Origin of the sequence: Paenarthrobacter nitroguajacolicus, assembly GCF_051027655.1 — a bacterium.
Taxonomy (GTDB): Bacteria; Actinomycetota; Actinomycetes; order Actinomycetales; family Micrococcaceae; genus Arthrobacter; species Arthrobacter nitroguajacolicus.
This window is the reverse complement of record NZ_CP073234.1, coordinates 2,953,009-2,966,804: the sequence shown is the minus strand read 5'-3', so window position 1 is coordinate 2,966,804 and position 13,796 is coordinate 2,953,009. Positions and strand designations below refer to the sequence as shown.

At 59.5% G+C, this 13,796-nt stretch carries 14 protein-coding genes; all 14 read left to right on the top strand.

Features of this window, described 5'->3' with window-relative positions; genetic code table 11:
- Positions 1–274: 274 nt before the first annotated feature.
- The gene (locus KCX59_RS14090; protein ID WP_091468403.1) at positions 275–1,387 is read left to right on the top strand and encodes an MraY family glycosyltransferase; all 1,113 of its coding nucleotides are present in this window, start codon (positions 275–277) and stop codon (positions 1,385–1,387) included.
- A 119-nt stretch (positions 1,388–1,506) separates the two neighbouring features.
- Positions 1,507–1,998 (top strand): hypothetical protein, encoded by a 492-nt coding sequence (locus KCX59_RS14085; RefSeq protein WP_178996816.1) that lies wholly within the window; start codon positions 1,507–1,509, stop codon positions 1,996–1,998.
- The gene (locus tag KCX59_RS14080) at positions 1,985–2,323 is read left to right on the top strand and encodes a hypothetical protein (protein WP_178996815.1); all 339 of its coding nucleotides are present in this window, start codon (positions 1,985–1,987) and stop codon (positions 2,321–2,323) included. Before KCX59_RS14085 ends, KCX59_RS14080 begins: the two co-directional genes overlap by 14 nt.
- A gap of 81 nt (positions 2,324–2,404) precedes the next feature.
- On the top strand, positions 2,405–3,205 hold the full coding sequence (gene atpB / locus KCX59_RS14075; protein ID WP_017199729.1) for a F0F1 ATP synthase subunit A: 801 nt from the start codon (positions 2,405–2,407) through the stop codon (positions 3,203–3,205).
- 77 nt (positions 3,206–3,282) lie between these two features.
- A complete protein-coding gene (gene atpE / locus KCX59_RS14070) occupies positions 3,283–3,486 on the top strand; it encodes an ATP synthase F0 subunit C (RefSeq protein WP_009356484.1) in 204 nt (67 codons plus the stop codon).
- Positions 3,487–3,541: 55 nt separating this feature from the next.
- Entirely contained in the window at positions 3,542–4,099 is a 558-nt protein-coding gene (locus KCX59_RS14065) for a F0F1 ATP synthase subunit B (RefSeq protein WP_017199730.1), read from the top strand.
- The gene (locus tag KCX59_RS14060; RefSeq protein WP_091468397.1) at positions 4,099–4,926 is read left to right on the top strand and encodes a F0F1 ATP synthase subunit delta; all 828 of its coding nucleotides are present in this window, start codon (positions 4,099–4,101) and stop codon (positions 4,924–4,926) included. Before KCX59_RS14065 ends, KCX59_RS14060 begins: the two co-directional genes overlap by 1 nt.
- A gap of 85 nt (positions 4,927–5,011) precedes the next feature.
- Complete coding sequence (gene atpA, locus KCX59_RS14055) at positions 5,012–6,649, top strand: F0F1 ATP synthase subunit alpha (RefSeq protein ID WP_011775259.1); 1,638 nt, start codon at positions 5,012–5,014, stop codon at positions 6,647–6,649.
- Between the two features lie 76 nt (positions 6,650–6,725).
- Complete coding sequence (locus KCX59_RS14050; RefSeq protein WP_011775258.1) at positions 6,726–7,616, top strand: F0F1 ATP synthase subunit gamma; 891 nt, start codon at positions 6,726–6,728, stop codon at positions 7,614–7,616.
- A gap of 84 nt (positions 7,617–7,700) precedes the next feature.
- The gene (gene atpD, locus KCX59_RS14045) at positions 7,701–9,152 is read left to right on the top strand and encodes a F0F1 ATP synthase subunit beta (protein WP_091468394.1); all 1,452 of its coding nucleotides are present in this window, start codon (positions 7,701–7,703) and stop codon (positions 9,150–9,152) included.
- A 1-nt stretch (position 9,153) separates the two neighbouring features.
- Positions 9,154–9,438: a F0F1 ATP synthase subunit epsilon gene (locus tag KCX59_RS14040; protein WP_014922172.1), complete on the top strand. Its 285-nt coding sequence runs from the start codon at positions 9,154–9,156 to the stop codon at positions 9,436–9,438.
- 10 nt (positions 9,439–9,448) lie between these two features.
- The gene (locus tag KCX59_RS14035) at positions 9,449–9,880 is read left to right on the top strand and encodes a DUF2550 domain-containing protein (protein WP_091468392.1); all 432 of its coding nucleotides are present in this window, start codon (positions 9,449–9,451) and stop codon (positions 9,878–9,880) included.
- Between the two features lie 5 nt (positions 9,881–9,885).
- Positions 9,886–11,184, top strand: a complete 1,299-nt coding sequence (locus KCX59_RS14030) for an alpha/beta hydrolase (protein ID WP_179017179.1) — start codon at positions 9,886–9,888, stop codon at positions 11,182–11,184.
- Positions 11,166–13,682: a bifunctional lysylphosphatidylglycerol flippase/synthetase MprF gene (locus KCX59_RS14025; RefSeq protein WP_179017180.1), complete on the top strand. Its 2,517-nt coding sequence runs from the start codon at positions 11,166–11,168 to the stop codon at positions 13,680–13,682. Before KCX59_RS14030 ends, KCX59_RS14025 begins: the two co-directional genes overlap by 19 nt.
- Positions 13,683–13,796: the final 114 nt, after the last annotated feature.

The following is a 13,796-nucleotide window of genomic DNA, read 5'->3' as shown; positions in this document are numbered from 1 at the left end:
GCCGCTTGAGTTTCCAGCTGAACACGCTGGGTCTTGGTGGCTGCATCACAGGGTGGTCACGGCCATTGGCATTAGTATCGTGACTAGAGTCCACAGTAATCCCGCAACATTCGGCACAGCCGGTGCAGGCATGGCGACGGAGTAGTTCCATTTATCCAAAGACAGAATTCCACACCTTGAGCTGCCCACAACCAGACGGCAATCAAACCCGCCGGCTGCATTCGATGATTCATTCTTCCGGTGTGGTGTGCAGGCTGCTGTCCGGGGCCGCGTCATGATCATGTACATGCTGATGGCCCTTACAGCGGCCGTTGTGTCGTACGCGGGGACTTGGGGTGCACGCGTCGTGGGAAACAAGCTGCGCTTATACCAACCCATCCGAAGCCGCGACATGCATTCAGCCCTGATCTCCAAACTCGGGGGGCTGGGCATCTTTGTGGGCTTCTTCGCTGCGTTGGTGGTCGCGAGCAATTCCTTCTTCGTCAAGGACATCTTCAGGCACAACGATGCCCCATGGGGCATCCTCGCTGGTGCCGTTGTGATTGTCGCGGTGGGGGTCGCGGACGACATCCTGGACATCCGTTGGTGGATCAAGCTCCTGGGCCAGGCCGCAGCCGCCTTCATCGTGGCTATCTGGGGTGTGCGGATGTCTGTGGTGCCCTTTATTCCCGAACCGATCTTCCTTGAGTCCGAAGTCGTGCAGATTGTGCTCACCGCAGGGCTCATTGTCACCACCATGAATGCCGTCAACTTCATTGACGGACTGGACGGTTTGGCAGCAGGAGTCGCCATCATTGGTGGGGGAGCGTTCTTCCTCACCGCCTATTGGGTTCACAGGAACAACCCATCCACTGACAACTCAGACCTCGCAACACTCCTGATGGCCATCCTCGTGGGCAGCTGCATCGGGTTCCTGCCGCACAACTGGTTTCCGGCAAAGATCTTCATGGGCGATTCGGGAGCCATGCTTATTGGTTTGCTGATGGCTTCCGCCGGCGTCGTGGCCACGGGGCAGATCGGCTCCGGTCTCTACGACCGCGCCAACGGTATCCCCACCATCGTTCCCATCCTGCTGCCCTTCGCGGTGTTGTCCCTTCCCCTTCTTGATTTGGGGATGGCCGTTGTCCGCAGGACAGCCAGGGGCCAATCGCCGTGGTCGGCTGACCGCGGGCACCTCCACCACAAGCTGGTGGACCTTGGTTACTCGCACCGCAGCGCCGTCGTCATGCTCTATGTGTGGACGTGCATTCTTGCCTTCGGTGGCGTCGCCTTTGCCGTGTTCCCCTGGCAAATCGTGCTCATCGTCATCATTGTGGCAGCGCTTGTCATGGCCGCTGTGACGGCATGGCCCTACTTCACCCGGAACTCGCCGCGGCCGGGGGAGTAGTTGTGACGGCTGGTTATGGTCACAGTTCTATCTCATGTAGAATTCTTTCTGCGGACAGTCACTCGCCCGTAACCCCACTTTGAGAATATGGCACCTGTGCCACGAGGATTGGTATCCCCATGACATCCAACGCCGAAACCGGACGCCCGTCCGGTAAACGTGGTGTTGGAGTTTCCGGTGCGACCACCAATCTTTGGCTCCGGCTGCTTTATTTCAGCGTCGTTGCTGCACTGGCAGCCGCCGCCGTCACGTGCGTCATTGCGGCCCTCGTGGCCGGCGGTCAGAGCGCACTTTCGGCTGCTCTCGGCGCCATGCTGGTCATGCTCTTCTTTGGCATCAGTCTCCTGATTGGCCACTTCGTTGGCCGGAACAATCCTTCCGGCGCAATCGGACTCTTTGTTGCGACTTACTTCATCAAAGTCATCGGATTCGCCGTAGTGCTTTTTGTGCTTGGTAAGCCGGACTGGCTCCAGGGCCGGTGGTTCCTCATTGGGGCGGTTGTTTCAGTCGTCTTCTGGCAGGCCGCAGAGATCTACGCTTTCAGCAAGGCCCGTCTCCAGATCTACAACGATCCCGCAGAACCGAAGGGTGGCCCGGATGTCTCCGCGTAAGCGTTATTCACGCCCGGCTGCCACTGCTCAGCAACCTGCCAACCACAATGAATCCGCCGAAGCAGGAAACGACGGCGGATACAACGCCGGCATCGCTGTCTTCAGCTACATCATTGGCGGGATCATTGTCTGGAGTTTGATAGGCTGGGGTCTGGATAATCTGTGGGGGACCCGCTGGATTGTGCTCCTTGGCGCTCTGCTGGGAGCCGCAGGAGGGTTCTATCTTTCCCATATGCACGGCCTCACCAGGCAAAGCTCCAATCCTTCTGGCGAGAGCAACGCAGACAGCGGTCCGTCCACGGACGGGGACAGTAATGCCAAATAATTTCACATGGATTGTGAATGCGTCCAACGCGTTCGGATTCCAACCAATGCCCAATGATGGACACAGCAGAGAGGAAACGCGTTGATCGCGCTTGCGCTCCCCGCCCAGGATTCGGGGTCATTCACCCCACCCGGAATCGACGAAATGCACCTGCCGGCAATCCTGCCTTGGGGTGCACACGACGGATTCTCCAAGCAGATGCTGCTGGTGATCCTTTCGGTCGTCATTATCGCTACATTCTTCATCCTCGCTGCACGTAAGCAGCAGCTGGTTCCCGGCAAGCTGCAGTTCGCAGGCGAGATGGCCTACGGCTTCGTCCGCAACAGCATCGCCAAGGACATCATCGGCGGCAAGGACTTCATCAAGTACGTCCCGCTGTTGTTCAGCCTGTTCTTCTTTATCTTGGTGAACAACATTTACGGCGCCATCCCGGTGATCCAGCTCCCGAGCTTCTCGCACGTTGGCGGCGCCTACGTGCTGGCCGGCATCGTGTACTTCACGTGGATCATCATCGGTATCAAGAAGAACGGCCTGAAGTACTTCAAGCTCGCCACCGTTCCGTCCGGTGTTCCTTGGTACATCCTCCCGATCGTCGTACCGATCGAGATCATCTCCAACTTCCTGGTCCGCCCTGTCACGCACAGCCTCCGTCTGTTCGCAACAATGCTGGCCGGTCACCTGATCGTCATGCTTGCCGGTTCCGGTATCGAGTATCTCGTCATGCAGGAGAACGTCCTCTTGAAGGGCACCTCGGTCCTGGTCCTGGTTGGGGCAATCGCCATGTACATGCTCGAAGCATTGATCATGGCCCTGCAGGCTTACGTGTTCACTCTGTTGACCGCGATTTACATCGAAGGCGCACTGCACGCCGACAGCCACTAGGCTCCCAAACTTCCCCTTGTGGGGATTGAAGTAAACCAAACAACCTGCCACATGGGTGGCATCTTGAAAGGAAAAAAATGGAAGGCAATCTCAACCTCGTAGGTTACGGTCTGTCCGCAATCGGCGGTGGTATCGGTGTGGGTCTCGTGTTCGCGGCTTACATCAACGGTGTTGCTCGTCAGCCGGAAGCTCAGCGTGTGCTGCAGCCGATCGCGTTCCTTGGTCTGGCACTGACCGAAGCTCTCGCCATCCTCGGTCTCGTCTTCGCGTTCGTTCTCTAGTCTTCGGATTCAGAACAAGCGAATTCCGCAACCGAGTAGATAGGACGGGTGAAATATGAATCAGCTGATCATCTCAGCCGCCACTGAAGGCGAAGAGGCCGCTAACCCTCTCGTTCCCAATGTTTGGGAAATGGGCGTCGTCCTCGTCGGCTTTGCGGTCCTCCTGTACATCGTGATCAAGTTCATTGTTCCGATGTTCGAGAAGACCTTCGCAGAGCGCGCCGAAGCAATTGAAGGTGGCATTGCAAAGGCCGAAGCGGCACAGGCAGAAGCTTCTGCTGCTCTCGAAGAGTACAAGCAGCAGCTCACTGATGCCCGTGCCGAAGCCAACCGAATCCGTGAAGAAGCACGCGCCGAAGGCGCCCAGATCCTCGCGGACCTGAAGGCAAAGGCTGCAGCAGAGTCTGCACGCATCACCGAGCAGGCACACGCTGCCATCGAGTCGGAGCGCCAGGCAGCTGTTGTCTCGCTTCGTTCCGAGGTTGGCACTTTGGCCACCACACTGGCCGGCCGCATCGTTGGGGAAGCACTCACCGACGACCAGCGCGCCGCACGTGTTGTGGACCGCTTCCTTGCAGATCTGGAGACCCAGAGCGCAGGTGCAGCTAAGTAATGGCAGGTATATCGAGCGAATCGCTGACCACAGCGCTGGCGCAGCTGGAAGCCAAGCTTCCCTTCGCCTCGCTGCAGTTGGCTAAGGACCTCTTCGGAATCCTGGGAACGGTGGACAGCTCGGCTGGCTTGCGCCGCGCCCTGACTGACCCGTCCCGTTCCGGTGACGAGAAGTCGGCGCTGGTCAAGCAGCTGGTTGGCGGAAAAGTCTCCGCTGATGCTGCTGAAATTGCAGGCGGATTGGCCAGCTCGCGCTGGGCATCGGCCCGCGATATCGGCGATGCACTCGAGACGCTTGCCGCCACGGTTGTCATTGCCGTAGCTGAAAACAAGTCGGCCGTTTCTGCCTCCGGTATCACGGGGCTGGAAGAGCTGGAAAACGATCTGTTTGCCTTCAACCAGGCCGTCGCCTCCAGCCACGAAGTACAACGTGCTCTGTCTGAACCGCAGGCATCTCCTGCGGCGAAGATTGCACTGGCCGAGAAACTTGTTCCTGGCAGCAGCGAGGAATCAAAGGTTCTCATCCGCCAGGCAGTTACGCAGCCACGCGGTGTCAAGCCGAGCAAGCTCGTCGAGTCATTCGCCAAGCTTGCAGCCAAGCGCCAGCAGCGCTGGATTGCAACTGTCAGCGTTACCCGTCCGTTGACGGAAACGCAGGCCAGCCGTCTGCAGGCCGGGCTTGATGCCCTGTACGGCCGCGAACTGAAGGTCAACGTCAATGTTGACCCCGCACTGATCGGTGGAATTCGCGTTCAGGTGGGTGACGAAGTGCTCGACGCTTCGGTCATCGCCCGCCTGTCCGAACTCCGCCGCCAGCTCGTTGGCTAGCGAAGACAAAGCACAACTTAACTGATATAAAACCCGGTCATCGTGAGCAACGATGATCACGAAAACAGGAGAGCAGGGACTGCAGATGGCCGAATTGACCATCAACGCCGACGACGTCCGTAATGCGTTGAACGAGTTCGCGGCGTCCTACGAACCCGGTAACGCAGAGCGCGTAGAGGTTGGTCGTGTGACCACCGCAAGTGACGGCATCGCCCGTGTTGAGGGTCTTCCCTCGGTCATGGCGAACGAGCTGCTTCGCTTCGAAGATGGCACGCTGGGCCTTGCCCAGAACCTTGACGTCCGCGAGATCGGTGTCATTATCCTCGGTGACTTCACCGGTATTGAAGAAGGCCAGGAAGTTCACCGTACCGGTGAGATCCTGTCCGTTCCGGTTGGCGACGCCTTCCTGGGTCGCGTAGTCGACCCCCTGGGCCAGCCCATCGATGACCTCGGCGAGATCAAAGCCGAAGCCACCCGTGCACTGGAACTTCAGGCTCCGGGCGTTACCGAACGCAAGTCGGTTCACGAACCGATGCAGACCGGTCTCAAGGCTATCGACGCCATGATCCCGATCGGCCGCGGCCAGCGCCAGCTGATCATTGGTGACCGCCAGACCGGCAAGACCGCCATCGCTGTGGACACCATCATCAACCAGAAGGCCAACTGGGCTTCGGGAGATGTCACCAAGCAGGTTCGCTGCGTCTACGTTGGTGTCGGCCAGAAGGCTTCCACCATTGCAGCCGTTCGCCAGACCCTTGAGGACCACGGCGCGCTGGAGTACACCACCATCGTGGCGTCCCCGGCGTCTGACCCTGCCGGCTTCAAGTACTTGGCACCGTATGCAGGTTCGGCCATCGGCCAGCACTGGATGTACGGCGGCAAGCACGTTCTGGTGATCTTCGATGACCTGTCCAAGCAGGCCGAAGCCTACCGCGCCGTATCCCTGCTGCTTCGCCGTCCGCCGGGACGCGAAGCATACCCGGGTGACGTTTTCTACTTGCACTCCCGCCTGCTGGAGCGTTGTGCCAAGCTCTCCGACGAGCTCGGTGCCGGCTCGATGACCGGTCTTCCGATCGTCGAGACCAAGGCAAACGACGTCTCCGCTTACATCCCGACCAACGTGATCTCCATTACCGATGGTCAGATCTTCCTCCAGTCGGATCTCTTCAACGCCAACCAGCGTCCCGCTGTTGACGTTGGTGTGTCCGTCTCCCGCGTTGGTGGCGCTGCACAGGTCAAGTCCATGAAGAAGGTCTCCGGTACCTTGAAGCTGGACCTGGCCCAGTACCGCGACATGCAGGCATTCGCCATGTTCGCCTCTGACCTGGATGCTGCATCACGTCAGCAGCTGACCCGTGGTGCACGCCTGATGGAACTGCTGAAGCAGGGCCAGTACTCACCGTTCCCCGTTGAGAACCAGGTTGTTTCCATCTGGGCCGGCACCAACGGTTACCTGGACGACGTTCCGGTTGAGGACATCAGCCGCTTCGAGTCCGAGTTCCTGGAGCACCTCACGCACAAGTCCTCCATCCTGACCACGCTGGCTCAGACCAACGTCCTGGATGACGACACCGCTGCAGCTCTGAAGGAAGCCATTGTTTCCTTCAAGAAGGGCTTCTTCGGCGAGGGCGACAACCACTTGGTTGGCGCTGGCCACGAGGAGCACGCAGCGATCTCCGGCGGCGACGTCGACCAGGAAAAGATCGTCAAGCAGAAGCGCTAGTTCCGATCACCTGCCCTGCCGGGGTCCGCAAGGGCCCCGGCAGGGCAGCACATCGGAAACTTAGGAAAGGATAAGTATGGGAGCCCAGATTCGGGTCTACCGTCAGAAGATCAGCTCGACGACGTCGATGCGCAAGATCTTCAAGGCGATGGAACTGATCGCTACCTCGCGCATCGGTAAGGCCCGCGCCCGCGTAGCAGCTTCACTGCCTTACGCGAACGCGATTACCCGCGCCGTTTCTGCTGTCGCAACTCAGAGCGAAATCGACCACCCGCTGACCACCGAGCCGGAGCAGATCCGCCGCGCCGCAGTCCTGATCATTACATCGGACCGTGGCCTTGCAGGATCGTACTCCGCGAGCGTGCTCAAGCAGGCTGAAGGTCTCACCGAGCTTCTTCACGCAGAAGGCAAGGAAGTCAAGGCATACCTGGTTGGCCGTAAGGCGCAGGCGTACTTCGATTTCCGCAACCGGTCCTACGCCCGCGTATGGACTGGTGGCACCGACGCACCGGAATTCGAAACCGCGCAGGAAGTCGGAGCTGCACTTCTTGAAGACTTCTCCACTGACTTTGAAGAGGGCGGCGTGGACGAGATCCACGTTGTATACACCCGCTTCAAGTCCATGGTGACGCAGGAGCCGACGGTCATCCGTTTGCTCCCGTTGGAGGTCGTCGAAGAGGAAGCAGCCTCGGAATCCGAGCTGTTGCCGTTGTACGAGTTTGAGCCGGAAACAGAGCAGGTGCTTGACGCACTGCTGCCGCGTTACATCGAGTCCCGCATCTTCGCAGCCATGCTGCAGGCCGCAGCTTCCGAGCTCGCAGCCCGCCAGCGTGCTATGAAGTCGGCCGGTGACAACGCTACCGACTTGATCAAGAAGTACACGCGCCTTCGCAACACGGCCCGCCAGGCCGAGATTACGCAGGAGCTTTCCGAAATCGTGGCCGGCGCAGACGCCCTCGCGTCTTAGCCTCCAACGAATTCGGCTCGAAGCCGCACCTGCACCAAACAGATAAACTTAAACCCACGCCATCTACTGAGTGAAGTGAGAGAGATGACTGCCACTGCTACCGAACACGTAGCTACGGCCGGTGCTACCGGCCGCATTGCCCGTGTTATTGGTCCGGTTGTCGACGTCGAATTCCCGGCTGACGCAATCCCCTCGATTTACAACGCTCTGACCACTGAGATCACTCTCAACGGCCAGACGAAAACCATCACGTTCGAGACTTCCCAGCACCTGGGTGACAACCTCGTTCGCGCCATCTCCCTGCAGGCAACCGACGGCCTCGTCCGCGGCACCACTGTGCGGGACTCCGGTTCTCCCATCTCCGTGCCCGTCGGCGACGGCGTCAAGGGCCACATCTTCAACGTTCTCGGCAAGCCGCTGGACGTCGAAGAGTCCGAGATCAAGGCAGACGCCTACTGGCCGATCCACCGCAAGGCTCCGTCCTTCGCTTCCCTCGAGGGCTCCACGGAGATGCTCGAGACCGGCATCAAGGTCATCGACCTTCTCACCCCGTACATCAAGGGTGGAAAGATCGGCCTGTTCGGCGGCGCCGGCGTTGGCAAGACCGTTCTGATCCAGGAAATGATCACCCGTGTTGCCCGCAACTTCGGTGGTACTTCCGTATTCGCCGGTGTTGGCGAGCGTACCCGTGAAGGTAACGACCTCTGGGTTGAAATGGAAGAGGCAGGCGTTCTTAAGGACACCGCCCTTGTATTCGGCCAGATGGATGAGCCGCCGGGAACGCGTCTTCGCGTGGCCCTGTCCGCCCTGACCATGGCGGAGTACTTCCGCGATGTTCAGAACCAGGACGTGTTGCTCTTCATCGACAACATCTTCCGCTTCACGCAGGCAGGCTCGGAAGTTTCCACACTGCTCGGCCGCATGCCGTCCGCTGTGGGCTACCAGCCCAACCTTGCTGACGAGATGGGTCTGCTCCAGGAGCGCATCACCTCCACCAAGGGCCACTCCATCACGTCGATGCAGGCCATCTACGTGCCGGCTGATGACTACACCGACCCGGCTCCGGCAACGACCTTCGCACACCTCGACGCGACCACGGAACTTTCCCGTGAAATCGCCTCCCGTGGTTTGTACCCGGCCGTTGACCCGCTGACGTCCACGTCCCGTATTCTGGATCCCCAGTACATCGGCAAGGATCACTACAACACGGCTGTTCGTGTTAAGCAGATCCTGCAGAAGAACAAGGAACTCCAGGACATCATCGCCATCCTCGGTGTTGACGAACTGTCTGAAGAGGACAAGATCGTCGTGTCGCGTGCACGTCGTATCCAGCAGTTCCTCTCCCAGAACACCTACACCGCCAAGCAGTTCACCGGCGTCGAGGGCTCCACCGTGTCCATCAAGGACACTGTTGAAGGCTTCACGGCCATCTGTGACGGCGAGCTGGACCACATCGCAGAGCAGGCGTTCTTCAACGTCGGCGGCCTGGATGACGTCGAGCGTCAGTGGGCCAAGATCCAGGAACAGACCAAGTAGTATGGCTGAGCTCGAGGTTGAGATTGTCGCAGCGGACCACTTCGTGTGGTCCGGTGCGGCCAAGATGGTGAAGGCCCGCACCAGTGATGGTGAAATCGGAATCCTGCCGGGCCACTCGCCCCTTCTGGCCATCATGGCCGCGGGCGAGCTGGCAATCCAGCCGGTTTCCGGTGATCGCATCGCAGTAGTTGTTGACGGCGGATTCTTCTCCGTCGACAACGATCGCGTGGTCATTGTTGCTGACAACGCCAAATTGGGCGAAGCGGCTACAGCGGGGATCCGATAGCACGACCTTGATGGACGATTCCCTTATTCCGTTCATCGCCTTGGCAACAGCGTTTACGTTGCTGATCATTTCACTGTGCCTTTTCGGGGTGCGCCGCTTCAATCTGCGGCGCGCCCTGGGCACGGTCGACGCCTCCATTTGCATGGCTGGAAACAGCTGGCAAATGGGGGTTTGTCGTTATCAGGACAATGAGCTCGAGTGGTTCCGCTTGATGTCCCTGAGCGTCATCCCCAAGCACAAGTTCACGCGCAGTTCACTTGAATTGCTTGGCCGCCGCCAGCCCACGGAAGAAGAGCTCGTCAGGATACAACCTGGCGTGGTCGTGGTTGAACTGCAGTACGAAGGCAAGAAGTTCATGCTCGCCATGAATTTCGATGCCTATGCGGGTTTGTCGTCCTGGCTTGAAGCTGGGCCGGTCATTGGCGTCGGAACCTGGCGTTAGGCGCCATGGACTTTCTTTCGGACGTCAGTCTGGTTGATGGGCCGTTCCTCTGGTTCAGCATCGCCTGTGGCGCAGCAGGCGGGGCCTACCTCCTATGGCGTCGACGACGTTCCTGGCCTCTGTTCGTCGCAAGCAGCCTACTGCTCGCTGTAGGTGTCGTGGCGCTGATTCACTGGATCCTGGTGGATCTTATGGCCACGTTCTCGGAGAACCTTCCCTTTCAGGCTGTGGGCTGGGCGGTCCCCGCCGTCGCAGCCCTTCTCCTGTGCGCTGCGCGCTTCCCCCGAAACTCCTGGCGCGGCCGCTCGTTCAGTGTGGTGGCGATGCTCGGCGTCGTGCTCTTATGCGTGGTCCAGATTAATCTCTATTTCGGATTGAATAACACGATCTCGGACCTGATGGGTACTGCGGTGGCGCGCATACAGCCACTGGAATCGAGCCTCAAACGCGCTGTAGACGCGAAGCCCGGTCAGGCCCCCTCCGCATGGAAAGCCCCGGACTCCATGCCCCGAAACGGCGTCCTGCGCAGAGCTGACATTCCTGGTACGGTATCCGGCTTTAACGCACGGGAAGCATATGTTTACTTGCCACCCGCCTATCAGACCGCATCCCGTCCCAGCCTGCCTGTGTTGGTGCTCTTCGCCGGGCAGCCGGGTGGTCCGGCGGATTGGCTGACTGGTGGCCAGCTCCGTTCCGTACTCGACCAGTTCGCTGAAAATCATCACGGGATTGCCCCTGTCACAGTGGTGGTCGACCCCAACGGATCAGCCAACGCCAACACCATGTGCATGGACAGCAACATCGCCTCGGTGGACACCTATCTTTCGAAGGATGTCCCGGCCTGGATCACTCAGACTTTGGATGTGGCGACTGATCACAAGCAGTGGGCCGTTGGCGGTTTCTCTTTTGGCGGCACATGCGCCATGCAAATGGGAACTTTGCACCCGGATCTGTTCGCATCCATTCTGCCTTTCGCCGCAGAAAGGGAACCTGCCCTGGCCAAAGATCGAAGCAAGACCATTGCGGACTCGTTCGACGGCGACGTTGAAGCCTTCGAATCCCGGACACCTCTGGTGTTGATGCAGCAGCGCAACTTTGCCGGCAGCGGGGTGTATCTGGTTTCGGGCGAAGCTGACCACGAGTTCACTGACTACATGCATGAGCTTGCTGACGCGGCACGAAACGCTGGTTTTGAAACCGAAGATCATTCAATTCCTCAGGCCGGACACTCCTGGGATGCAGTGATTCGTGGAATGCCCGGCGGACTCGACTTCCTTGCCACCCGGTGGGGGTTGCCGCGGTGAGCCTTACCCTCAGAGGTGTGGCGGAGCCTGCGCTGAGGCAGACGGGCCGGCATTTGCGGTCAACGCCGTTCACCCTGCTCGTGCTTGCCGTTTTTGTGGGCCTGTCGTTGGCCTCCGGGAGCTTCCTGACTGGACCACCCCGGCCGTGGCTTGCGGTGGCCAGTGTGTCCCTGGATGGGTTGCGCTCGGGGGAATGGTGGTCCATCTGGACGTCGCTATTCTTCACCACCAATCCGTTGGCCTATGCCACTGCCGTCCTCATGATTTTGCTCCTGCTCGGACTTGCAGAGCGGCAGTTGGGCTCCCCTAAAACGGCTGGAGTGTTCTTCGGGAGCCAGTTCGGCTGTATATCGGCCTTCCTCTTGGTGACCCAGGTGGCGCAATACGTCGATGACGGGTGGCTTTCCGAGATGGCTGATACCCGCCTGATCGGACCCTACGGTGCAATTCTTGCTACGGCTTTGGCCGCGAGTGCGCTCCTGCCCACATTGTGGCAGCGTCGCCTGCGCACAGTGGTGCTTTCCATTTCCCTGTTGCTGGTGCTCTACGTAGGTCATGCGGAGACAGTTGTTGGTTTTCTGGGCGCCCTGATTGGCTTGCTCGCCGGCTGGTGGATGCAAAGCAGCCAAGGCCATCTCCACCTGCATAGGTCCACCAGCCGTGAAATCCGGAACCTCCTGTCACTGACCATGGCAATTTTCGCTGTGGGTCCCATCGTGACCGCGGCAGCCAAGAGTCCATCGGGGCCGTTGGCCTTGTTGCGTGACGTCATCCTTAACCCGCTTCCAACCCTGAGCCAACTGGAAAGCAACTGCGGGGGCACCATCGACGTCGCTTGCCTCGAGATTGCACGCCAAGGTTACACAGGGCCGTTCGGTTTGGCCTTGGCAGTGGTGCCGGTTGTCCTGCTTTTGATCTGTGCCGACGGCATGAGGCGCGGACGCCGGCTCGCGTTGGGAATTGCCATCGGCGTGCAGTTGGTGGTGGTTGTCTTGTCCACGATCTATCTTGGCCTTTTTGCCGGTATGCCGAGGCCGGCAGGACGCGCCCATGCGGGGATGCTCAACTCGGCCGTGGTTCACATCATTCCGCTTGTGCTGGTCCCCTTGGCTTTGGCACTTCTCCTGTTCGCCTATCGGGGCCACTTCCGGGTGGTGACCTCCGACCACCTGCGCCGGAAGGTGTTCTGGGTGGTCGGCTTGACTGGGGGAGGGCTGGGCTTGGCCTACGCAGCGGTGTGGCTGGCTTCCGGTGGCCTGGTTCGCGACGGCGGTGTGCTGGGTCTGGTGGCTGAGCTCGCCAGGCAGTATCTCCCCGTTCCGCTTCCGGGTGTTTACCGCAAGGTTTTTGCTGACCGCGACGTGCTGGAAGTTTTCCTCTTTTCCTATTCCGGTACGGTGTTTTGGCTCGTTGCCTTGATTGGCGTATGGGTGCTGCTGATCCGCGGACACCATACGGGTGGACTTGACCGTCAGGCGCGTCAGGGTGCGCGTGCCCTGGTGAAGCGGGGCGGAGATTCGTTGTCATGGATGGCTCTTTGGGAGCCAAACAAATACTGGTTTACTCCCGAAGGGACCGGGGGAGTGGCCTACCAGCAGCACAGCCACGTGGCGTTGACGCTGGCCGGTCCTTTCGGAGCAAGGCAGCATCACGCGGCAACCGCCAAAGGCTTCCTGGAGTATTGCTCACAGCATGCGTTGACGCCATGCCTCTACTCCTGCACGGACGAACTCTGGCCCATGCTGCAATCGCGCGGATTCCGCAGGGTGCCGGTTGCCCAAGAGACTCGATTGCGGATCAGGGGCCTGGAGTTCAAGGGCAAGGAGTGGCAGAACGTCAGAACATCCCTCAACCGTGCCGCGAAGATGGGGATCACGGCCAGCTGGGGCCGATACTCCGAGCTCCCGCATGGAGTGCGTGCCCAAGTGAGTGAGGTTTCCGAGGAATGGGCTGCCCAGAAAAAAATCCCGGAAATGGGCTTCACCATGGGAGGCCTGGATGAGTTGGATGACGACGACGTCCTGTGCTGCGTCGCTTTGGACGACAAGGGTTTTGTCTATGGCGTCACCAGTTGGCTCCCCGTCTATGAGGATGGTCTGATTGTCAGTTGGACACTGGACTTCATGCGGCGACGGGGCGATGCTTTCCCGGGGGTCATGGAGTTCCTGATAGCTTCGGCTGTTTTGCACCTGCGGGATTCGGTGGAGCTGATTTCTTTGTCCGGTTCGCCTTTAGCCCGGGAAAAGGGTGAAATCGAGCAGCGGGCCAAAGGCCTGGCAGGACTACTGGAGGTGGTGGGACACGCCTTGGAACCTGTTTACGGATTCAGGTCGCTGGCGTCCTTTAAGTCGAGGTTCCAGCCCGAGTACAGAACCTTGTACATGTATTACCAAGACCCGCTGCATCTTCCTGCAATTGGGCGTGCGCTCAGCAGGGCCTATCTTCCGGGATTGTCAGTCCGGCATTCCGCGCGGCTGCTTCGAAGCTTGGTTGGTTGAATTGTCAACACTTATCGGAAGGACCCTTTTGGTATTTCTTCATGGTTAGTAACAAGTCTTGTTGACAAGCCGCGTATTGTGGCGGGCATTCTTTAGGTTAAGACGCGTTGACCC